Here is a 21,083-nt window from a genome sequence, read left to right on the forward strand (position 1 = left end):
CGGGCAGGTCGGCGGCGTAGGCGGCCGGCAGGCGTCCGTAATCGGCGCCCTCCGCGAAGCCGGGGGGGGCGCCCCAGCGCATCCGGTCCAGGATCGCCTCGCGGACGAAGAACGCGGTCTCGAACTCGGCCGAGATCGCGCTGGCATGGATGTCCCCGGTCAGAGCCCGGAAGGCTCCGACCGCCTCGGGGGTCGTCAGCCCGATGGTGCGGTCGTAGGCGCCGGTGCCGGGGCCGCCGGCCTGGATCGCGTTGGCGACCGCGCCCTGGTTGCGGGTCTGCGCGATCGTCGCGAACGCGATGTCGTTGCGGGTCAGCGTGAGGTCGACCTCGTTGGCCTGGTAGCGCAGCGTCGGGGAGAGGAAGGCGAAGTTCGCGGTCACGCCCGCGAACTGCCCGGCTACGCCGCCGCCGGCGGTGAGGATCGCGTACTGCGTGCGCGGATCGTAGGTGCCGGGCGCCGCGAGCACCTGCACGGTGCCGCCGGCGAGCGTCGCCGTGCCGGCGACCGCGAGCCGGTCGGACTGGCCGGCGGCGTTGGCCTCGACCTGAAACACCGAGCCGGCCGCGAACGCGGCGTTGCCCGCGACGGTGAGCGTGCCGATGGAGTTGCCCGGCGCCACCGTGCCGCCCGAAAGCGCGCTGATGCCGCCGACCGTGCCGGTGCCGCCGAGCAGGCCGCCGTCGCTGACCGTGGCGAGGCCGGCGATCGTGCCGTTGGCGTAGAGCGCGCCGCCGTTGCCGACCGCGACGTTCGTCGCCAGCGCGTCGGCGGCATCCATCCGCAGGGTGCCGGCGACGTTCCCGAAGTAGCCTGCGGCCGAGTACAGGTCGAGACGGCTCCAGTAGCTCAGCGCCGTGCCGTAGAAGGCGGCGAGCGCGTTGGTCTCGGTGTTGACGAGGATCTGGTTGATCGTGCCGGTCTGCAGGTTGCCGTAGAGGCCGCCGTTCGGCGCGACCGTCCTGGCGGCGGTCGTGCTGCCGCCGTAGAGCGGCGCCAGCAGGATCGAGGCGTCGGGGCCGTTGAAGGGCGCCGTCTCGCGCGGCGCCTGGGCGAAGGTCAGGGTCGGCAGGCCGTAGGTCAGGCGGGACTGGTACAGCGCCTGGTTGGCGGCGGAGGGCACGTACGGGTTGCTCGCGGTGTTGGCGGCACTCGCCGCGCAGGCCGCGACGGTGTTCCCGCACTGCACCGCCTCGTAGGCCTGCAGCTCCGCCGCGGCCCGGGTGAACAGGCCCGGCATGTTGATCGCCGTGCCCGTCGTCGCGGCGTTGTTAATGTAGGCCGGGTTGGTGAAGGTCTGGGCGAGGTCGTAGGCCGAGAAGGCGCGCGAGGCGATGATGTCGAGCGGATAGTGCACGCCGAGCACGATGCGGTCGTTGGCGTAGTCCGAGGCGCGCAGCAGCATGTTCTGGTACTGCTGCGGCACCAGCATCGCGAGCAGGTAGCCGTCGGTATAGGCGTACTGGGTGTGCCCGCTCGGGAAGGACGGGTTGGTGGCGATGCCGTTCAGCGCCGTCGGGTCGAACACGTTGTAGCGGCTCGCGGCGACCTGGATCGGCCGCGAGGAGCCGTAGACGTCCTGACCCGCTTGCGTGTTGCGGACGCCGTAGGCGAGGTCGAGGACGCTGTCGAAGCGGTTGGGCAGCGTGCCGGTCGTCCCGGCCGCCCCGGCGGGCGAGCCGGCGGGGATCGTGTAGGGACCGGTGGGCAGGGTGTAGCCGGCCGGCGCCACCGCCGGGATCGGCGGCGCGTTGCCGGAGGGCGCGGTGCTCGGGTTGTTCGCTGCCCCGTTCGCGAAGTAGCTCTTCGCCACGCCGAGGTTGGCGCTGAGCACCGTGTAGGCCTGATTCAGGAGGTTGAAGGTGTTGGTGAGCGGCCCGCTCGTCGCGGTGCTCGCCCGGATGCCGGTCTGGTAGATCGCGCCGAGCTGCGGCCCGAGCCCGCCCACGGGCTGGTAGGGGTTGAGGCCGCCCGGGCTCTGCGCCGCCTGCAGCGGCAGCCCGCCCGCGAGATTGTCGCCCGGCCCGAGATTGACCCGCGTCCCGTCGAGGAGGGTGATCGTCGTCGCGAAGGCGGCGCTTCCGGGCAGCGCCTTGTCGCTGATCGCCCGCTGCTGGTCGGCGACCGAGGCGCCCTGGTTCTGGGCGATGGCCTGCGAGAGGTTGAGCTGCAGCGTCTGCTGCCCGACCGCCGTTCCGTTCAGCGAGAGGAACGGCGCGAGCAGGTTCAGCACGTTGACGTTGGCCGGCGTCGTGTTCGCGGTCTGCGCCTGGACGGCTGCCGGCCCATAGGCCGCGACGACCACCGCGGCGATCGAGACACCCTGCTTGAAGTCCATGATTCGTCCCCTCGTGCCGATCTTCGGCGTTCGGAGAGCAGAACTAGCGAAGTCTACGTCGGAGTCTTCGTCATAATCCAGTCATAATATTGAGAAGTACGCGGGGTTGCTGAAAAGCAACAAGTACTATCCTGTGGTGGCTAAATACCTCGGCCCGGAACACGGCGTCTCGAGGATGACTTTGCCGGCTCGCATCACTGCGACCGGCGCGACGGCGTCAGGCGCAGGCCGGGGGCGGGGCGCTCGAGCAGGACCTCACGGCGAAAGCGGACCAGGCGCGCCGGCCGCCCGGCGGTGCCGCTGGTGACGCCCTCGGTCTCCTCCACCAGCCCCTGCTGCGCCACCAGCCGGCGGAAGTTCTGCTTGTGGAGCTGCGTTCCCGACAGAGCCTCGACGGTGCGCTGAAGCTGGAGCAGCGTGAAGTGCGGCGGCATCAGCTCGAACACCACCGGGCGATACTTGATCTTGCCGCGCAGGCGTCCGATCGCGGTGGCGAGCACCCGGCGATGGTCGAACGCCATCGGCACTCCCGTCGGGTCGCCGGGGCGCGCGGGCCCGGCATTGCCGGCGGCTTCCGGGATCAGCCCCGCCTCGAACAGCAGCTCGTAGCGTTCCAGCACGCGCTCCTCGTTCCAGGTCGCGCCGTTGAGGCCGAAGGTGAGGCCGAGGCGGTCCGCGCGCGAGCGCCGGAGCTTGGCATCGGTCGGCGCGCCGGCCCAGGCCAGCAGCTCGGCCTCGATCGCATCGAGCTCGGGCGGCCGGCCCTTCCGGAAATCCTCGTAGGGCAGGTAGCGGTACCAGTTGCGCCAGGCCGCCTCGGCCAGGCCCGCTGGGCGCTCCTCGCGCACGAGGGCGAGGTAGGCCACCGACAGGGTGTGGACGCCTGCCCTGGCGTCGGCCTGCCGGTCGCGGTCGCCGAAGGTGTAGAGCTGCTCGACGTAGCCCAAGCGCTGGTGGGTCTGGCGCTCGACCCAGGCGCGCAGGCCGCGCTCCAGGGTGGCATGCTCCGACACGAGCGGCCCGGCCGGCAGCCCGTCGCCGCGTCCCGCGGCCTGGTCGGCCACCTGGACGGTCAGCGCGCGCGGCTCGCCCTCGGTGGCGGCGATGATCGCCGCGGCGAGCCCCACGGAGGAGGGGCTGGGCACCGTCCCGGCCGCGCGCAAGTCCGCCGACATCGTCTTTCCCGTCGCCCTGTCCATCGCATGACCCGCCGCCCGAGGCCGAGCGGTCGTCGATGGAGCGGCCGCGCATCGACCTGTCGTTGCTTAAGCCGCAAACGGCCGCAATCCGTCAACGCGGCGCCGACATTCCGGCGGGGATGGCGCCCTCTTGCCTCTGAGGCCGAAAGCGCTTGCTAAGCGGCTCTGCGGTGGCCAGACAGGGCCGAACGCGCCGGGACGACAGCCGGTCGTGAGGAGGCGGGCGATGCAGGCGGGCGGCAGCCTCGGAAACGCGACGACCGGCCGCGCGTCCGGTCCGACGGTCGACCTGCGCCTCTACGGTCTCCTCGACGTCGGCGTCTGCGGCGACGACGGGCCTCGCCTCGCCGACATGGCGGCGGCGGCGGTCGCCGGGGGCTGCACCCTGTTCCAGTATCGCGAGAAGGACATCGCCGACGCCCGAGCCGCGCTCGCCCGCATCCGCGCGATCCATGCGGCCCTCGCCGGCCGCGCGCCGCTGCTGGTCAACGACCGGGTTGACCTCGCGCTGGCCGCGGGTTGCGAGGGCGTGCATCTCGGCCAGTCGGATCTGCACCCGGCCGATGCCCGCCGGCTGCTCGGCGACCGGGCGATCGTCGGGTTGACGCTGAAGACCGGCGCGCAGGCCGACGAGCTCTATCGGCTGCCGGTGGATTACGCCTGCATCGGCGGCGTCTTCGCCACGACCAGCAAGGACAACCCGGATCCGCCGGTCGGCCTCGACGGATTCGCGCGGATCGCGTTCCGCGCCAGGCTCGCCCGCGGCACCGCGGTGCCGGTCGGCGCGATCGCCGGCATCGACGCGAGCAACGCCGCCGCGGTGATCGCCGCCGGCGCCGACGGGATCGCGGTGATCTCGGCCCTGTTCGGGGCGGAGGCGGTCGAGGGCCGGGCGCGCGACCTGCGGGCGCGGGTCGACGCGGCGCTGGTCGAACGGGGAGCCGCCCGATGACGCCGATCGCGCTGACCATCGCAGGATCGGATTCGGGCGGCGGCGCCGGGATCCAGGCCGATCTCAAGACCTTCTCGGCGCTCGGCGTCTACGGCGCCAGCGCGATCACGGCGCTGACCGCGCAGAACACGCGCGGCGTCCAGGGCATCCACGACGTGCCCGCCGACTTCGTCGCCACGCAGATCGACAGCGTCTTCTCCGACCTCGCCGTGACGGCGGTGAAGATCGGGATGCTGTCGCAGCCGGCGGTGATCGAGGCCGTGGCCGCGGCGCTCGAGCGCCACGCCATCCCGCGGCGCATCCCGGTGGTGCTCGATCCGGTGATGGTCGCCACCAGCGGCGACCGGTTGATTTCGGACGACGCGGTGATGCTGCTCCGCAGCCGCCTGATGCCGCTCGCCGACCTGATCACCCCGAACCTGCCCGAGGCGGCGAGCCTTCTCGACGAGGCACCGGCCGCCGACGAGAACGGCGCGGCCGCGCAGGCCAGGCGCCTCGTCGCCGCGGGCGCCCACGGCGTGCTGATCAAGGGCGGCCATGCCGCGGGCGACGAGAGCGTCGATCATCTGCTGACCTCGGAGGGGCTGGTGCGGCGCTTCTCGGGCGCACGCCACCCGACGCGCAACACCCACGGCACCGGCTGCACCTTGTCGGCCGCCGTCGCCGCCGGCCTCGCGAAGGGCCTTGGCCTCGAGGCGGCGGTCCGCGCCGCCAAGGCCTACGTCGCCGCCGCGATCGCCGCCGCCGACGACCTCGCGATCGGCGAGGGGCATGGGCCGGTCCACCACTTCTTCGCGATCTGGGCCTGAACGCCGAGCCGGCACGCTGCCGCATCCGCGCCGGTCGCCTTGCATCCGCGGGGGGATTGCGTTTGTAGTAGCGCACGTTCGTTCCGATAAACGGAACGCGATGGCGGAATGCGGATGGCTTCGGCGATGCAGGAACAGGCGGAACGGCCGGGTCGGGGCCGGGACATGCTGAGCGGAGCGGCCGTGCTGTCGGGACAGCTCGGCAAGACGATCCAGCGCCTGCGCAAGGCCTACAACCTCTCGCTGTCGGAGCTCGCCGAGCAATCCGGCGTCGCCAAGTCGATCATCAGCCAGATCGAGCGCAACGAGACCAACCCGACGCTGGCGACGATCTGGCGCCTGTCGCAGGCGCTCGACGTCTCGATCGAGCGGGTGCTGGCGGCCAACGACGAGGAGCCCTTCATCGAGAAGTCCTCGCGCGCCGACACGCCGATCCTCGTCTCCGAGGACGGCAAGGTGCGGCTGGCGATCATCGGCTGGGTCAAGACCATCGAGTGGCTGCAATGGTACGAGGTCTCGGCCGACCCGGGCGGGGTGCTCGATTCCGATCCGCACCAGCGCGGCTCGGTCGAATCGCTCTCGGTCTCGGAGGGCTGCTTCGAGGTCGACATCGGCGGCGTCGTTCAGCGCGCGAGGGCCGGCGAGACCCTGCGCTACCGCTGCGACCGCCAGCACGTCGTCCGCTGCACCGGCGACGTGCCGGGCCGCGCGACGATGGTGGTGATCATGAAGGCGGCGGTGATGGAGTGAGCGGCCCGGGCGCTCAGCGCCCGCCGTTCACCCAGCGCACCAGGTCCGCGAGCACGGTGCCGAGCGCCTGGTCGAGCGCCCGCGCGCCGTTGCCGGCATCGACCGCGGTGACGGGCACGCGCGCCGTGAAGATCCGGGCCGCGACCACCTTGCCGGTGCCGTCGGCGACCAGCTTGGCCGAGATGTCCACCACCGCCTCGCCGGTGCCGGCCGCGATGTCGAAGGCGCGGATCTCGGAGATGAGCTGGTAGTCGGCCACGACCTTGTCGCCGGGGCGCGAGACCGAGCGCAGGCGGCCGGCATTCTCCAGGCTCTGGATGATCCGGGTCTGGATCAGGCGCGGCAGGCGATCGGCCCATTGGCCGCCGCCGAGGAACGAGAGCGAGCCGCCGGCCTCGCGCACGATGATCCGATCGGCCTCGAACGGCTGGATGCCCACCGGCTCCGCGACCACGATCGCGCGCGCGCTCGCGGCCGGGCGGCCGGCGGCCGGCAGCGCCATGAGGTCGAAGGTCAGCGGCGCGGCGCCCCCGCCGCAGCCGCCGAGGATCGGGGCGACGAGCGAGGCGACCAGGGCCAGACCGGTAACGGGACGGAGCATACGCGATACCTGAACGTTCCCGGCCGGGTGGCCGGGAACGGATGAAGCTGTGCCGTTCAAACTATTCGGCCGCATGAAATGTGCCGTGCGGCGAGGCACATCGACCCGGAACGGCGCGACTTCAGCGGCCACCGTTGTATTCCGGCAACGACGGCTTGCCGCCGAAGATCACCTGCGAGGGATCTCGCTCCAGCGTCCGGACCGTGCGGTTCAGGGTGTTGAGCGTGCGTTGCCCGTCGGTCGACAGGGCCTCGACCTCGCGTCGGCCGGTGCCGCTGAGCCGCCCGAAGCTCGTGGCGATGTTGGCGGTGCGCTTGTCGAGGTTCTCGGACAGGGTCCGGAACGCCTTGCCGGCGTCGCGCACCGAGATCGCGGCCTCGCGCACCTGCGTGAACGTGCTGGCGCCGGCCTCGCCCGAGGCGGATCCGAGGAAGCCCTCGGCGCCCTTCAGCACGGCGTCGATCCGGTCGGCCGAGGCGTTGAGCTTGCCCGCCAGCGACCGGGCGTCGTGCAGGCCGGCCTCGATGTCCGGGCTCGACGTCGCGAGCGCGCTCGAGAACCGGTCGGCGTTGTCGATCACGCGGTTGAGCTTGCTGCCGTCCACCGCCTTCACCAGGCTCGAGACGGCGGGCCCGGCCTCGGCCAGCGTCTTCGAGAAGCTCTCGACGTTGGCGAGCGTGCGGGTGATCGCGCCCTCGTTGCCGGCGACCAGCTTGTCGAGGCGCTGGAGCACGTCGTCGGCCCGCTGCGCGATCTGCTTGGCGGCGGCCATCATGTCCTGGATGTCGGACGAGTCGGCGAAGATCGTCGGCATCTCGCCGTTCGTGCCCGGCGCCAGCGCCGGCGCGTCGGCGTTGCCGCCGTTCAGCGCGATCACCGAGACGCCGGTCAGCATCGCCGAATCGAGGCGCGCGCGGGTGTCGGCGCGCAGGGGCGTCGAGGGGGCCACCTTGATCTCGGCGATGACCCGGCGCGGATCCTGCGGCAGCAGGTGGACGTCCGTCACCTCGCCGACCTTGATGCCGTTGAAGGTCACGCTCGACCCGCGCGACAGCCCGCCGACGCTGCCCGAGAACACGACGCGCACCGCCTGGCTCACCTGCCGCGACGAGCCGCCCGACAGCCACAGCACGAAGCCGAAGCCGACCAGGATCACCCCGAGGGTGAAGGCGCCGATGAGGGCGAAGTTCGCACGGGTCTCCATGATCTCAGGCCTTCCGCCAAGCTGTGGCATTCGTGCGGTGCGCGGGCGCACCCGCGTGGCGCGCCGGCATCCGCCCCCGGTGCGAGCGGTCACGCATGGGCGGGGACGCCCGTCCGCACCGGCGCCGCCGGGACGATCGCGCGGGCGCGCTTGCCGTGGAAGTACGAGCGCAGCCACAGGTGGTCGTGCGCCAGCATCTCGTCGATCGTGCCGGCGGCGATGATCTGTCCGTCACCGAGCGCCGCGATGCGGTCGCATGCGGTGTAGAGGCTGTCGAGGTCGTGCGTCACCATGAAGACGGTGAGGCCCAGGGTCTGCTTGAGGGTCGCGACCAGCTCGTCGAACTCGCCGGCGCCGATCGGGTCGATGCCCGAGGTCGGCTCGTCGAGGAACAGGATCTCGGGGTCGAGCGCGAGCGAGCGGGCCAGCGCCGCGCGCTTGATCATGCCGCCCGACAGTTCCGAGGGCAGCTTGTCGGCGGCATCCGGCTTGAGGCCGACCATCTCGATCTTGAGGCGCGCGAACTCGTCGAGCAGGCGCTCGGACAGGTTCAGGTGCTCGCGCATCGGCATCTGGATGTTCTGCTTCACGGTGAGCGCCGAGAACAGCGCGCCCTGCTGGAACAGCACGCCCCAGCGCTGCTCGACGCTGCGGCGCTCGGCGATGGTGAGGCCGTCCATGTCCTGGCCGAACACCTCGATGGTGCCCGAGCGCTTGGCCACGAGGCCGAGGATCGTGCGGGTCAGGACCGACTTGCCCTGGCCCGACGGGCCGACGAAGCCGAGGATCTCGCCGCGGCGGATGTCGAGGTTCAGGCCCTTCAGGATGGTGCGGTCGCGAAAGCCGACGACGAGGTCGCGGACGCGGATGATCGGTTCGGGTTCGGTCGTCTCGGGCATGGCGTCTGGGTTTCGCACCGGATCCTCAGAAATCGATCGCTGCGAAGAACACCGCGAACAACCCGTCGAGGACGATCACCATGAAGATGGATTTGACGACTGAGGCGGTGACGTGGCGCCCGAGCGATTCCGCCGAGCCCTCCACGGCGAACCCCTCGATCGTCGCGATGATGCCGATGATCAGCGCCATGAACGGCGCCTTGATCAGCCCGACGAGGACGTGGTGGACGCCGACCGCCGCCTGCAGCCGCGCCAGGAACTGCTCCAGCGTGAGCCCGCCATAGGCCATCGCCGTGAGGCCGCCGCCGGTCAGCGCCGCGAGCGCCGCGATCAGCGTCAGCATCGGCAGCCCGACGACGAGGGCGAGGATGCGCGGAACGATCAGGATCTCGATCGGGTCGAGCCCCATCACGCGCAGGGCGTCGACCTCCTCGCGCATCCGCATCGAGCCGATCTCGGCGGTGAAGGCCGAGCCGGAGCGTCCGGCTACCATGATCGAGGTGAGCAGCACGCCGAGCTCGCGCAGGATCAGGAGCCCGATCAGGTTGACGACGAAGGCCGCCGCCCCGAAGCGCTGGAGCTGGAAGATGCCCTGCTGCGCGACGATGCCGCCGACGAGGAACGAGATCAGGAAGATGATCGGCACGCCGCGGAAGGCGACCTGCTCGATCTGGTTGACGAAGGCCCGGCCGCGGAAGGTCGACGGACGCGACGCCACGCGCAGGCACGCGGCGATCACCTCGCCGAGGAAGGCGAGCCCCGTGATCAGGTCGTGCCCGCCGCGGACCACGCGGCGGCCGAGGCCGTCGAGCATCGCGAAGACCCGGCCCTGGCGCTCGGGAGCGGCCGGCTCGGGATCGCGCAGGTGCATCTCGCCGAGCAGGATGCGGTGCTCAGGCCGCACGCCGGCATAGCTCAGGTGCCCGCCGGCCGCCTCGATCTCGCCGCGGGTCCGCTCCAGCACCCAGGCGCCGAGGGTGTCGAGGCGCGCGACGGCGCTCAGGTCGACCATCACGGGGCGGCTCCTGGCCTCGGCGGCGATCCGCGCGGCGGCGGTCTCGACCGCGCCGCCCTGGTCGGCCGTCCAGCGCCCGTCGAGCGCGACGCGTCCGTCGCCCGGCGCGATGGTCGCGCCGGCGGGCTGCCGGTCGAGTCGATGCGTCGGCGTGGTGTCGTTGGCCTGCACGAAGCCTGTGTCCCTCGATCGGCGCCGGTCTGCCTGCGCGATATGTTCAGATTAGGGTTGACGGTCCGTATCGTGCCGCACCGCAACCGGAGGCTGCCCGGTGGCAGGGACCCGGGCCGCGGCCCGGCTCGCGGCGGCCGCAGTCAGGGCGAGGCCCGCGACCGCGAGCGGCGCCATCGCCAGGAAGACGAGGGGCCCGCCGGCCCGGTAGGCGAAGCCGCTGAGCAGCGTGGCGCCGGCCGCCGCCGTCGCGTTCGCGGCGCTGAGCGTTCCCTGCGCCCGGCCGCGGGCGCCGTCCGGGGCGAAGGCGGAGACGGCGGCCATTGCCCCGAGCTGCGTCGCGCCGAAGGTCAGCCCGTGCAGGGCCTGGAGGCCGACGAGCGCGGGCAAGGTGTCGCCGAGGGCGTACATCCCCACGGCGCGAACCAGCGCCGCCCCGCCGCCGAGGGCGAGATAGCGGAACGGCGTGCGCCACGCGGCCGGCAGGCGGGCGACGCAGGCGAACAGCACGATCTCGGCGACGACCCCGACGCCCCAGAGCGCGCCGACCGTCGCGGTCGAGAAGCCGTGCGCGGTCCAGTGGATGCTGCCGAAGGCGTAGATCGCCGCGTGGCTCGCCTGGATCGCGGCGGCGGCGGCGACGCAGAGCTTGAGGCGCAGCGGCAGCCGTGGACGAAGCCCCTCCGCGTGCTCCGGCGCCGGCGCGGCGACCGAGCGGCTGGTGAAGGCCACCACGCTCGCGATCAGCGCCAGCCCTGTGAGCAGCAGCGGCACCGCGAGGGTTTCGCCCATTGCCGTGAGCAGCGCCCCGCCGGCGAGGTTGGCGATGAGGAACGCCACCGAGCCCGACATCCGGATCCGCGCGTAGTCGATCCGCGGCTGCCGGCGGACGGCGGCGAGGGTGAGGTAGTCGATGCTCGGAACCAGGGGCGCGCCGGCGACCGCGTTGAGCAGCACGAGGAGCGCCAGCGCAGGCCAGCCGATCCCGGCGCCGGCCGGCATCAGGGCGTAGGTCGCCGCCAGGGCGAGGCTGCCCGTCAGCAGCAGCGCCCGGACGCCGACGCCGCGATCGATCAGGCTCATCAGCGGTGCGGTGGCGACGATGCGCGTGGCGATCGGCAGGGCGAGCAGCAGCCCGATCACCGAGGCGTCGAGGCCGAGCGCGGCGAGCCAGACGGGCATGAACGGCATCGCGATGCCGATCTCGACGAAGACCACCGCGTAGAGGAGCGACAGGCGGAAACGGCTGGGCTCGAGAGTCGGGAACGCGGCCAAGGTCTCGGATCGATGCGGGGTGGATCGGGACGGGAGCGGCCACCGTAAGCCGCCGTTAAACCGATCCTGTCAAATTGCGCTCTTGCCAGAGTTGCGCCGGAGCCGGGTCTCGTCCCACCGCGCGAGGCTATCGCCTTCGAGGACGCGTATCATGTCCGGTTCCCACTCGCTGACGGCCTTCGAGCCGACCGAGTACGAGGCCATCGAGGCGACCATGAGCGGGAGCGCCCGCGGGCGCTGGTTCCTCGCCGAGTATGCCCGCCGCAACCGCAGCGCCGACACGAACGTGCTGCTCGACGCGATCGCGCGGCTCGAATCCGCGGTCACGGACGGGCACGGCCCGGACGCGGTCAGCCATTTCCGCGGCGACATCATGGAGATGGCGAGCGCGATCAGCCGGACCAAGGCCGAGATCGCGGCGATCACCGATCCCGATCACGACCAGACCCGCCTCGGCATCGCCTCGGAGGCGCTGGACGCGATCGTCCAGGCGACCGAGCGGGCGACCACCGACATCCTCACCGCCGCCGAGCAGGTTCAGGAAAGCGCGTGGTCGCTGCGCGAGCACGGCATCGACGAGGCGGCCTGCGACGCCCTCGACCGCTACGCGACGCAGATCTACACCGCCTGCTCGTTCCAGGACCTCACGGCGCAGCGCACGAGCCGGATCGTGCAGACTTTGCGCTATCTCGAGGAACGCCTGATCGCGATGATGGCGATCTGGGGCGATGCCGGCGCTCCGGTCCCGCCGGCGCCGGGCTACGCGACCTCGCGCCCGGCCCGCGAATCGCGGCCCGAGGACCTCGATCAGAGCGACGTCGACCGCTATCTCGGCATGGACGCACCGGCGGTGATCGCCGCCGCGCATGCGGCTCTCCGCGCGATCGAACCCGGTGCGGTGCCGCTCCACGACGACATCGTGTTCCTGCCCTCGGCGCCCGAGCCCGAGCCCGAGTCGGCCGCGGAGGCGTCGGACGTCGAGGCCGAGCTGGATTGGGCCGACGATTTCGAGGCGCAGATCGCCTCCGAGGACGACGCCCTCGAGTTCCGGGCTGCCGACGCGGCACCCGCCGACATCAGCGCCGAATCGCATCCGCCCGCGGAACGTGCGCTCAGCTTCGCCGAGATCGATGCGCTCAGCGTCGAGGAGAAGCTGGCGCTGTTCTGCTAGGGCTCCGCCGAGCGAGCGCGAGACCGCCCTCCGATCCGGGACCGCGCCTGCGCCGGCGAACCACGGCGGGGCGACGCGTTCCCCGAAGCTCGGGATCGCGCCTCGCGCCGCTTGCGCCCCCGTGAGATCGCCGCTCCTATGGGCCAGAGGGGCGAAGCGACGGAGGCCGGGCGTTGCCGAGGTATCGGAACAAGTCGTTGCCGCCGCCGTACCTGAAGCGGGTCTGGCTGCCCGACGACGCGGTCTACGATCGCGACGCCTATCCCTACTGCCTTCCGCTGTTCCGGGAGGGCGGGTTCGAGCTCGCGTTCGATCGTCCGGTGACCATCATTGCCGGCGAGAACGGGGTCGGGAAATCCACCCTGCTGGAGGGCATCGCGGTCCTCGCCGGGTTCGACGAGAGCGGTGGCGGCGCGGGCTACCGCGCCGTCGACAACGCCCGGGCGGCCGAGACCAGCGGCGGCGACCTCGCGCGGGTGCTCCGGGCGAGCTGGCTGCCGAAGGTCGGTCGCGGCTGGTTCTTCCGGGCGGAGAGCTTCTTCTCCGTCGCCCGCTACCTCGACGAGGTCGGCAGCCCCAGCGCGGATTTCCTGTCCTACTCGCATGGCGAGGGCTTCATCCGGTTCTTCGAGGAACGCTGCGCCAAGCCCGGGATCTTCCTCTTCGACGAGCCCGAAGCGGCCCTGTCGCCGAACCGGCAATTCGACTTCCTCAGGCTCCTGAGGCGCATGGAGGCGGGCAACCAGACCTAGGTGCTGATCGTCACGCAATCGCCGATCATCATGGCCCATCCCGGCGCACGGCTGCTGCGGATGAGCCGGCACGGCCTCGAGCCCGTCGCCCTTCAGGACACCGAGCATTTCCGGATCCTGCGGCAGTTCGTGAGCGATCCCGAAGGCATGATCGAGGCGATGACCGACGCGTAGCGACGATCGCGCGGCCGGAACCTGTAGCCAGGACGAAGGGTCGCGCGTTCGCCGCAATGATCCGGCGTTACACCCTCCGCGCATCGCCCGGCGCCTGCGAGAGACCGACGACATCGTGGCCCTTCACCTGCTCAAGCTCTGCGTCGGCCCCGCCTCGATCGACGAGTTGGAGGCGCGTCAATCCCGATTCCGCGACGAGGCGTTGCGGCTCGGTGCCGATCCGGCGCCCGTCCACACCACGCGGATGGTCCCGAAGCGGCGGGCCGAGATCGCTGGGCACGGCTCGATCTACTGGGTGATCAAGGGCACGCTGAGCTGCCGCCAGGCGATCACCGCGATCGACCTCGTCACCGGCGACGACGGCATCGGCCGCTGCCGCCTCGTCCTCGATCCGGCGATCGTCGCGGTGACGCCGCGGCCGTGCCGACCGTTCCAGGGCTGGCGCTACCTGACCCAGCGCGATGCGCCCGGGGACCTCGGCATCGGCGCCGCCGCCGACCTCGCCGCCATGCCCGAGGCCCTGCGCCGCGAGCTGGTCGGTCTCGGGCTCTTGTGATCGGACAAACGAAGGGCGGCCCCGATGGAGCCGCCCTTCTCGCGTCCAGCAGACGTCAGGCGCCCTCGAACCGCCCGCTCGCATGGGCGAGCATCGTGTAGACCTTGCCGGTTTCGGAGGTCAGGTAGGCGTCGGCGCGGGCCGCGTCGCGGTCGTTGCGGGCCACGTCGCCGAGCAGGCGCTCGAACTCGCTGACGTAGCGGTCGACGGTGCGGCGGAACTCGGCGTCGGCACGGTAGCGGCGCTGCATCTCCAGGAAGGTCTGCTTGCCCTGCGGCGTGTAGATCTTGATGTCGAACAGGTTCGGCTCGCCGCGACGATAACGCTCCCACAGGTCGACCGCCGTGCGGTGGTCGATCATCCGCGCGATATCGGCCGAGATCGTCTCCAGGGCGATCCGACCGGTCTCCACCGCGGCCTTCGACGTGGCAGCGGCAGGGACGGGGGGCTCGGTGGCGCCGGCCTCGTCCTCGTCGTCGAGCGAGGCCCGCGTCAGCAGATCGGACAGCCAGCCGCGCTTGTCACCGGAGGCCGGGCCTGCCGTCGGGCGGACCGGAGACGCGGGACGCGCGGCCGGGGTCTCGGCCCGTGCCGTCGCCACGGGCCGCGCCGGGGCGGCCGGGGCCGCCGGCCGGGCGGCAGCCGCCGCGGGAGGCGTCCGCGCCGCTGCCGGGGCGGAGGTCGCGGCGGGCGCCGGCTGCGCCGGGGCCGGGCGCGAAGCCGGAGCGGCACGACCGCCGGCCTCCGCCGTCCGCCGCTGCTCGGCCGCCTGCGGCTGAACCACGTCGACCGCACGGTTCGAGCGGGCGACGAGGGCCGAGAGCTCGTTCAGCGCCTTGATCTGATCGGAGACCACGCGGCGCATCTCGCCGGTGGCGTCCTGGGTCTCCTGCGGCAGCTCCAGCACGCCGCGGGCGAGGTCGGCGCGGGTGGCGTCGAGCTCGGTCCGGATCGCCCCTGCCATCTCGCGCATGCCGGCGACCGATTCACCGAAGCGGGTCTGTGCCTCCGCGAAGACGGTGCGCATCTCGGCCGAGGCGGCGGCGATGGCGGCGCGGACGGACTCGGCGGTCTTCTCGCCCTCCGCGTCGGCTCCGGTCCGGAGGCCGTCGAAGGCCTCCGAGACACGGGCGCCGGCGGCGCCGGCCGACTGCGTGAGGCTTTCGCCGACGGCGCGGGCGCGCTCCTCGGCGGCGCGCAGCGAACGCTCGATCGACTCGGCGAAGGCCGCGGTCTGGCTGTCCAACGAAGCCGAGCGCTCCTGCAGGCCGGCCAGAGCCGTCTCCATCGCTTCCTCGCGGCCCGACAGGCTGGCGGCGAGCCGGCCCTCGACGCCCTCGAGCGACCCGGCGGCGCGGCCGAGCTCGGCCACATGGGTGCGGGACTGCTCGGCCAGGGCGCGGCTGCGGCCGTCGAGGGCCTCGGCCAGGCTCGTGGCCTCGCGCACGGCCCCTTCGGCGACGCCGCGCAGGACCTCGACCTGGGCCGAGACGCCCTCGCTCGCCGTCCCGGTCTGCGCCGCGACCTCCTGCAGCGCCTCCTGGATCTGCTGGACGCGGTTGGCGAGGCTGCCCTCGATCGCGCCGAGATTGGCGTCGGCACCGGCGACGAGATCCAAGAGGGCCGCGTTCGCCGCCTCGATCCGGGCGACCACGCTGCCGAGGTCGCGCCGCAGGCGGTCGTTGACCTCAGACAGGCCTGCGATGGAGCGGGCCGCACCGTTCTCGACCGCGGCGCGCAGCGCTTCGGCCGATTCGCGCGATTGCAGGGTCAGCGCCTCGGTGCGCTCGCGCAGCGCCTCGATCAGGGGCTCGCCGGTCTCGGCGAGCGCCCGCTCGATCGCGGTGCCGCGCTCGGCCAGGGCGCCGGAGAGCTGCAGCACCGGTCCGTCGATCACCGCTCGCAGGCGGTCGATATGGCCCTTCATGGTGTCCGCGACCGTGCGGCCGGTCCCGTCGACGCGCTCGACCAGGGCGCCGCCGCCCTCCTCGATGCCGCGGACGATGGTCTCGGCGCTCTGCGCGAGGCGGCGTGCCAGGGCCTCGCCGCGGGAATCCACCAGCGTGCCGAGCGCGTCGGCGCGGCGTTCGAAGCCGGCGGACAGGGCCTCGGTCCGCTCGTCGAGCAGCGCCGCCATCGCGGCGTTGCGCTCGTCGAGGGCTGCCCCGAGCGCCGCCGTGTGGGCGTCGGCCAAAGCCGCGTGGCTGCGGGCGCGCTCGTCGAGCGCCGCCACGAGGGACGCCATCCGCTCCTCGACGAGGCCGGCGAAGGCGTCGTGGCGGTCGTCGAAGGCCGTGGCGAGCGCGTCGCCGCGCGAGGCCACCAGGGTGGCGAAGGTCTTCATCCGGCTGTCGATGCGCTGGGTGAACGCCTCGCTGTGGCCGTCGACGCTGACGGTGAGGGCCGTGCCCTGCGCCTCGACGGTCTTGGCGAAGGCATCGGTCCGCGCCTGCAGCAGGTCGGCGAGGTCGGCCATCCGGGCGTCGAAAGCCTCGGTGATCGCCCGGGTGCGGGCCTCGACGTCGCCGCCGAGGGCCGAGGTGCGGCTTTCGAGCAGGTGCTCGATCGTGCCGGTCGCCTCGTCGAAGAGGGCGCGCAGGCCGTCGGTGCGGGCCGCGACCATCCGGGCGAAGTGCTCGGCACGATCCTCGACGGCGCTGCCCAGCGCGTGGCCGCTCTCGTCGAACAGGGAGCGCAGGGTCTGCGTCCGGGTGTCGACGGTCTCGGCCAGCTGCCGCCCGCGGCTCTCGACCAGGCCTTCGAGGGCGTCGTGCGCTTCGGCGAAGGCGGTGCGCAGGGCGGACGTGCGCTCGTCCAGCGCCTCGGTGAGCTGGCGCTCGCGGGCGTCGACGAGCTGCGCCAGCGCGGCCGGCGCCTCGTCGAACACCGCGCGCAGCGTCGCGACGCGGGCGTCCACGTTCGTGGCGAGATGATCGCCGCGGCCTTCGACCACCGCATCGAGGGCGGCATGCGCCTGCTCGAACAGGGCGCGCAGCATCTGCGCCCGGGCGTCCACGGTCTTGGCGAACTGCGTCCCGCGGCCGTCGACGAGGTCCGCCAGCGCATGCAGGCGCTCGTCGAACAGGGTTCCCATCGCCTGGGTCCGGTCGTCGAGGGTGCTCGTGGCGTGGCCGAGCGTGGTCGCGATGGTCTCGACCAGCTCGCGGCCGCGGCTGTCGAGGGCGTCGTGGAGCGGGCCCATGCGGCCGTTGAGGCTCGACGACAGGGTCGTGGCGTGCTCGTCGAGCAGGAGGCGGATCTGGTTGGTGCGGGCGTCGAGCAGGTCGTGGACCGTGCGCACGCCCTCGTCGAGCAAGCCGCTGATGTCCGAGGTGCGGGACGAGAGGGTGCGCCCGAGGCGCCCCTCGCCGTCGCCCAGCATGCGCTCCGCGTCGGCGATGGTCTGCTGCAGCTTGGCCAGCACGCTCTCGCCGCGCTGGTCGATGACCTCGCCGAGCGAGGTGCCGCCGCGGTCGAACAGGCGGGCCAGCTCGGTGATGCGGCCGCCGATGGCGCCGAACACCATGCGGCCCTTCTCGTCGAGCTCGTTCGACATCGCGGCGGTGCGCTCGTCGATGAGCTGGCCGAGCAGGTCCGAGCGCTCGGCGAAGGCGCGCCGTACCGTCTCGGTCTGGGTCGCGAGCGCCGCGTCGGCGCTGGTCGCCCGCTCCTCGATCAGGGCGACGAGTTCCTGGACGCGGCCGGAGAGCGCGGCGTCGATGCCGCCGGTCCGCTCCTCGATCGCGCGGGTGAGGTCGGCGACGCGCGCGGCCATCGCCGCGTCGATGCCGCTGGTGCGGCTCTCGATCGTCTCCACGAGGTCGCGGGTCCGGCTGCCGAGTTCCTCGTCGACCGCGCGGGTGCGGCTCTCGATCAGGCGGATCGCCTCGAAGGCCTGGGCACCGAAGCGTTCGTCGACCAGGCGGCTGCGCTCCTCCAGCGCCGCGCCGATCGCCTCGAGGCGGCCGAGCACGCCGGTGTCGAACCGTCCGGCCCCCTCGTCGAGGCGGCGGGCGATCTCCTCGCTGCGGAGCGCGAGGGCGTCGCTGATGGCGACCGCGCGGGACGCGATGTCCTGGCCCAGGCCCTCGGTCCGGCTGTCCAGCGCCTGCACGAGGTCGCGGCTGCCCTCGGCCATGATCCGCGCCATCTCGCCGGTGCGACCGACCAGGGCTTCGTTCAGCGCCGTCGCGCGGGTGCCGAGATGCCCGTCGATGTGGGTAACGAGGTTGGCGAAGGTCTCGCCGATCTCGCTGGAGCGCTTCGCCGAGCGCTCTTCCAGCGCGCCGAGATGGGTCTCGACCGCGTCCTGCGCGTCGCGGGTGCGTTCGGCGATGGATTCGGCGACCGCCTTGCCCTTCACGGAAATGATCCGGTCCATCTCGGCCAGGCTGCCACCCATGGTCTCGCCGAGCGTGCTCGTGTCGCGGGAGATCTTGTCGGCGAGGATGTCGCCGCGGGCGATGATGTCCTGCAGGGCGGCGAGCCGGCTGCCGATGGTCTCGTCGATCGCCTTGACCCGCACGTCGGCGGTCTCGCCGAAGCTGGCGCCGCTCTGGTGGAGGGCGTCGGCGACGCGCGCGCCCTGCGTCGCGACCGCGAGGACGATGTCGCGTCCGGTCCCGGCGATCCGCGCCTGGGTCTCCTCGGCATGGCTGGCGAGGAGGTCGGTGACGCCGCGGCCGTGCTCGCCGAAGGCCGCCTCGATCGTGCGCATCCGGGCGGACAGCTCCTCGGCGACCTGATCGGCGGCGCGGGCGATGGCGCCTGTGGTCTCGTTCGAGCGCGTCGCGAATTCGGCGTTGAGCGAGCCCATCGCGGTGCGCAGGGCCTCGATCGCCGCCTCGGCACGGCTGCCGAGCTCGCCCCCGGTCTCCTCCGAGGCGGCGCGGATCCGGCCGAGCAGGCCTGTCATGTGCGTCTCGACGGCACCCGTCACCTCGCCGGAGGTCGCGCGCAGCGCGTCCATCGCGGCGTCGACGCGGGCGGTCATCTCGGCGGTCTGGGTCGCGGTGGCGCCGTGCGCGGCGGTCGCCGCAAGGCCGATCGCCTCGGCGGCCTCGGCGCTGCGGGCCGCGAGGTCGGCGGCGGTGTCGGCCAGGCGACGCTCGAAGATCTGAACGGCCTCGACGGTGCGGGCCTCGAGCTCGCCGGTGGCGCCGGCGGCCGAGCGGCGCATCGCCTGCGCCGCCTCGGCACCGGTCGCGCCGATCGAGACCGTGGTCTCCTCCGCCGAGCGGCGGAAGCTGTCCACGGCCTCGGCGGTGCGCGCCGCGATCTCGGCCGAGAGGGTCGCGATGGTCTCGCGGAGCGAGCCGGTGGCGCCCGAGGCGCCGTGGGCGAAGGTGTCGCCGAGGTTGGCGAAGGCGGCCTCCAGGCTGGAGGCGGCCTCCTGCGAGCGCTGGGCCACGAGGCTGCCGGCGCGCTCGCCCGCCGCGTCGAGGCGGGTCTCCAGGTCGCCGCCGTGGAGGGTGATGGTCTCGTGCAGGCGCCCGGCGATCGCCTCGATGCGGTCGGCGACGCCGCCGCCGCCGGTGGTGACCGCCTCCGCGACCCGCTCGGCGGTGCCGACGAGGTCGTCGCGGACGGCGGCGGCGCGCGACGCGAAGGTCTCGATGACCCCCGCGGCGGCGAGCGCCAGCCCGGCCTGGGCGTCGCGGCCGCGCGCCTCGATCGACGCGGCGACGCCGTCGCCGGCGGTCTCGATCTCGGTGCGGAGCGCGGCGCCGCGGCCGGCGATGTCGTCGGACAGGGCGGTGCCGGTGGCCGCGAAGTGCGCGCGCAGGGCGTCGCCGGTCTCGGCGAAGCGGGCGGTGATCTCGCCGCCGGTCTGGGTGAAGCGCTCGGCGAGCGCATCGCCGCGGCTGAGGAACGTGGTCTCCAGGCTTCCCGCCGAGCGCTCGAAGCTCTCGCGCACCGTCGCGCCCTGGCGGTCGAGGGCGTCGATCACGCCGGCACCGGTCTCGGCGAGCGAGCGTGCGACCTGGCTGGCGTTCTCGGCCAGCCGCTCGGTCAGCGCGCCGCCGGTGCTCTCGAACACCCGGGTCACGTCGGCCGCGCGGGTCTCGAACGACCGCGTCAGCGTCTCGCCGACCTCGGCGATCGAGCCGCGCACGCCTTCGCTGGTGGCGGCGAGCCGCGCGATCAGCTCGTCGCCGCGTCCCGACATCACGCCGACGACGCGGTCTCCGGCCTCGCCCAGCGACGTCGTGATGGCGTCGCCGCGCGCGTCGAGCGCGCCGGTGACGCGCTCGCCGGCGCCGGTCATCGCCGTGACGATGCGCTCGGCCGCGCCCTCCAGCTCCTGCGTCAGGCTCTGGTGCGAGCCGGTGATCGCGCCACGCACGCGCTCGGCGTTGGCGACGATGGACTCGCGCTGCGCCACGAGCTCGTCGACCAGGGAGCGGATGCGGATCTCGTTGTCGGAATAGGCGCGTTCCAGGGTCGCGATCTCGCCGCGGACAAGGGTTTCAAGCTCGCCGGCCCGGGCCAGGGCCCGCTCGACGCCGTCGCCGACCGCCGCGACCTCGCGGCGGACGGTCTGCGACATCGTCAGCACCGCGTCGGTGGAGAAGCTCTCGGGCTCGGCCAGGCGGATCGCGACCTCTCCGACGGCGCGCGCCACGAGGCGCATCTCCTGGGCCCGCACGGCCAGCATGCCCGTTATCAGGAACAGCACCACCGGCCCGACCAGCGCGGCGGCGCCGACCGTGGCCTGCAGCGCGGTGAGGCCGGTCAGAAATCCCTTCAGGTCGCCGCCGGACTGATTCCAGGCCAGCAGCGCGAGCCCGTTGACCCAGAGGAACGCCGCCAGCGCGGCCAGGATGTAGGGAGTCCGCGCCGGGCGCACGCGCAGCGTCTGCTGCAGGATTCCGATGTTGCGCCGGTCGTCGTTGGCCACCAGCGAGCGGTCGGGCGGAAGCAGGCCGCCTTCGCGATGCGCGCGCTCCCGGCCGGGCGGCGGCACGTCGGAGGCGAGCGGCGGATCGAGGTCGAGGCGCGGAGGGCTCAGGCGCCCGCCCTGCTCCTGCAGTGGGTCGCCGTCGCCGACATCGGGCAGGCGCGGCTCGGTCCGGGTCTCGGCCTCGGGCGTCAGGACCTCGAGGTTCAGCGCCTGCTCGATCGCAGAGAGCGCCGCCTCGGCCGGGTCCTTCAGCTTCTTTTCGGTGGCCATGCAACGCCTCGTTACGCGATCTCGCGACCGCCGGCGAGAGCCG

At 72.9% G+C, this 21,083-nt stretch carries 13 protein-coding genes and 1 pseudogene; 6 read left to right on the forward strand and 8 right to left on the reverse strand.

Annotated features, from left to right (window positions below; all coding sequences use genetic code 11):
- Both MKK68_RS29505 and MKK68_RS14400 read right to left on the reverse strand, forming a co-directional pair.
- A partial coding sequence (locus MKK68_RS29505; protein WP_279605350.1) for a phosphatase PAP2 family protein occupies window positions 1-2,338 on the reverse strand: 2,338 nt, incomplete at its 3' end.
- Window positions 2,339-2,532: 194 nt separating this feature from the next.
- Entirely contained in the window at window positions 2,533-3,513 is a 981-nt protein-coding gene (locus MKK68_RS14400) for an NUDIX hydrolase (RefSeq protein WP_147729042.1), read from the reverse strand.
- A gap of 250 nt (window positions 3,514-3,763) precedes the next feature.
- Here MKK68_RS14400 and thiE point away from each other — a divergent pair, with 250 nt between their 5' ends.
- From thiE to MKK68_RS14415, 3 genes are all read left to right on the forward strand, one after another.
- The gene (thiE, locus tag MKK68_RS14405) at window positions 3,764-4,489 is read left to right on the forward strand and encodes a thiamine phosphate synthase (protein WP_147859161.1); all 726 of its coding nucleotides are present in this window, start codon (window positions 3,764-3,766) and stop codon (window positions 4,487-4,489) included.
- Window positions 4,486-5,298, forward strand: coding sequence for a bifunctional hydroxymethylpyrimidine kinase/phosphomethylpyrimidine kinase (thiD, locus tag MKK68_RS14410; protein ID WP_244030849.1), 813 nt, complete (start codon window positions 4,486-4,488; stop codon window positions 5,296-5,298). Before thiE ends, thiD begins: the two co-directional genes overlap by 4 nt.
- 126 nt (window positions 5,299-5,424) lie before the next feature.
- Window positions 5,425-6,048, forward strand: a complete 624-nt coding sequence (locus tag MKK68_RS14415; protein ID WP_147729642.1) for a helix-turn-helix domain-containing protein — start codon at window positions 5,425-5,427, stop codon at window positions 6,046-6,048.
- Window positions 6,049-6,061: 13 nt separating this feature from the next.
- Here MKK68_RS14415 and MKK68_RS14420 read toward each other — a convergent pair whose 3' ends face one another.
- The 5 genes from MKK68_RS14420 to MKK68_RS14440 form a co-directional block, all read right to left on the reverse strand.
- A complete protein-coding gene (locus MKK68_RS14420) occupies window positions 6,062-6,649 on the reverse strand; it encodes an ABC-type transport auxiliary lipoprotein family protein (protein ID WP_243935546.1) in 588 nt (195 codons plus the stop codon).
- Window positions 6,650-6,770: 121 nt separating this feature from the next.
- A complete protein-coding gene (locus MKK68_RS14425; protein ID WP_147729241.1) occupies window positions 6,771-7,853 on the reverse strand; it encodes an MlaD family protein in 1,083 nt (360 codons plus the stop codon).
- Between the two features lie 89 nt (window positions 7,854-7,942).
- A complete protein-coding gene (locus MKK68_RS14430; protein ID WP_244030850.1) occupies window positions 7,943-8,752 on the reverse strand; it encodes an ABC transporter ATP-binding protein in 810 nt (269 codons plus the stop codon).
- 25 nt (window positions 8,753-8,777) lie between these two features.
- Entirely contained in the window at window positions 8,778-9,878 is a 1,101-nt protein-coding gene (locus tag MKK68_RS14435) for an ABC transporter permease (RefSeq protein WP_244030965.1), read from the reverse strand.
- Between the two features lie 111 nt (window positions 9,879-9,989).
- Entirely contained in the window at window positions 9,990-11,213 is a 1,224-nt protein-coding gene (locus tag MKK68_RS14440; RefSeq protein ID WP_244030851.1) for an MFS transporter, read from the reverse strand.
- 151 nt (window positions 11,214-11,364) lie between these two features.
- Here MKK68_RS14440 and MKK68_RS14445 point away from each other — a divergent pair, with 151 nt between their 5' ends.
- The 3 genes and pseudogenes from MKK68_RS14445 (at window position 11,365) to MKK68_RS14455 (ending at window position 13,866) form a co-directional block, all read left to right on the forward strand.
- Window positions 11,365-12,384 (forward strand): hypothetical protein, encoded by a 1,020-nt coding sequence (locus MKK68_RS14445; protein WP_244030853.1) that lies wholly within the window; start codon window positions 11,365-11,367, stop codon window positions 12,382-12,384.
- Window positions 12,385-12,557: 173 nt separating this feature from the next.
- Window positions 12,558-13,310: pseudogene (locus tag MKK68_RS14450) on the forward strand (AAA family ATPase).
- Between the two features lie 115 nt (window positions 13,311-13,425).
- On the forward strand, window positions 13,426-13,866 hold the full coding sequence (locus MKK68_RS14455; protein WP_147728889.1) for a DUF1489 family protein: 441 nt from the start codon (window positions 13,426-13,428) through the stop codon (window positions 13,864-13,866).
- 55 nt (window positions 13,867-13,921) lie between these two features.
- Here the strand turns inward: MKK68_RS14455 and MKK68_RS14460 are convergent, their stop codons facing one another.
- Window positions 13,922-21,040, reverse strand: coding sequence for a hypothetical protein (locus tag MKK68_RS14460; RefSeq protein ID WP_244030855.1), 7,119 nt, complete (start codon window positions 21,038-21,040; stop codon window positions 13,922-13,924).
- Window positions 21,041-21,083: the final 43 nt, after the last annotated feature.

The sequence above is a fragment of the Methylobacterium sp. E-016 genome (genome assembly GCF_022829745.1).
GTDB lineage: Bacteria > Pseudomonadota > Alphaproteobacteria > Rhizobiales > Beijerinckiaceae > Methylobacterium.

Coding starts and splice junctions, on each gene's coding strand:
- MKK68_RS14400 (WP_147729042.1), bottom strand. CDS start 3,513: ATGTCGGCGGACTTGCGCGCGGCCGGGACGGTGCCCAGCCCCTCCTCC.
- thiE (WP_147859161.1), top strand. CDS start 3,764: ATGCAGGCGGGCGGCAGCCTCGGAAACGCGACGACCGGCCGCGCGTCC.
- thiD (WP_244030849.1), top strand. CDS start 4,486: ATGACGCCGATCGCGCTGACCATCGCAGGATCGGATTCGGGCGGCGGC.
- MKK68_RS14415 (WP_147729642.1), top strand. CDS start 5,425: ATGCAGGAACAGGCGGAACGGCCGGGTCGGGGCCGGGACATGCTGAGC.
- MKK68_RS14420 (WP_243935546.1), bottom strand. CDS start 6,649: ATGCTCCGTCCCGTTACCGGTCTGGCCCTGGTCGCCTCGCTCGTCGCC.
- MKK68_RS14425 (WP_147729241.1), bottom strand. CDS start 7,853: ATGGAGACCCGTGCGAACTTCGCCCTCATCGGCGCCTTCACCCTCGGG.
- MKK68_RS14430 (WP_244030850.1), bottom strand. CDS start 8,752: ATGCCCGAGACGACCGAACCCGAACCGATCATCCGCGTCCGCGACCTC.
- MKK68_RS14445 (WP_244030853.1), top strand. CDS start 11,365: ATGTCCGGTTCCCACTCGCTGACGGCCTTCGAGCCGACCGAGTACGAG.
- MKK68_RS14460 (WP_244030855.1), bottom strand. CDS start 21,040: ATGGCCACCGAAAAGAAGCTGAAGGACCCGGCCGAGGCGGCGCTCTCT.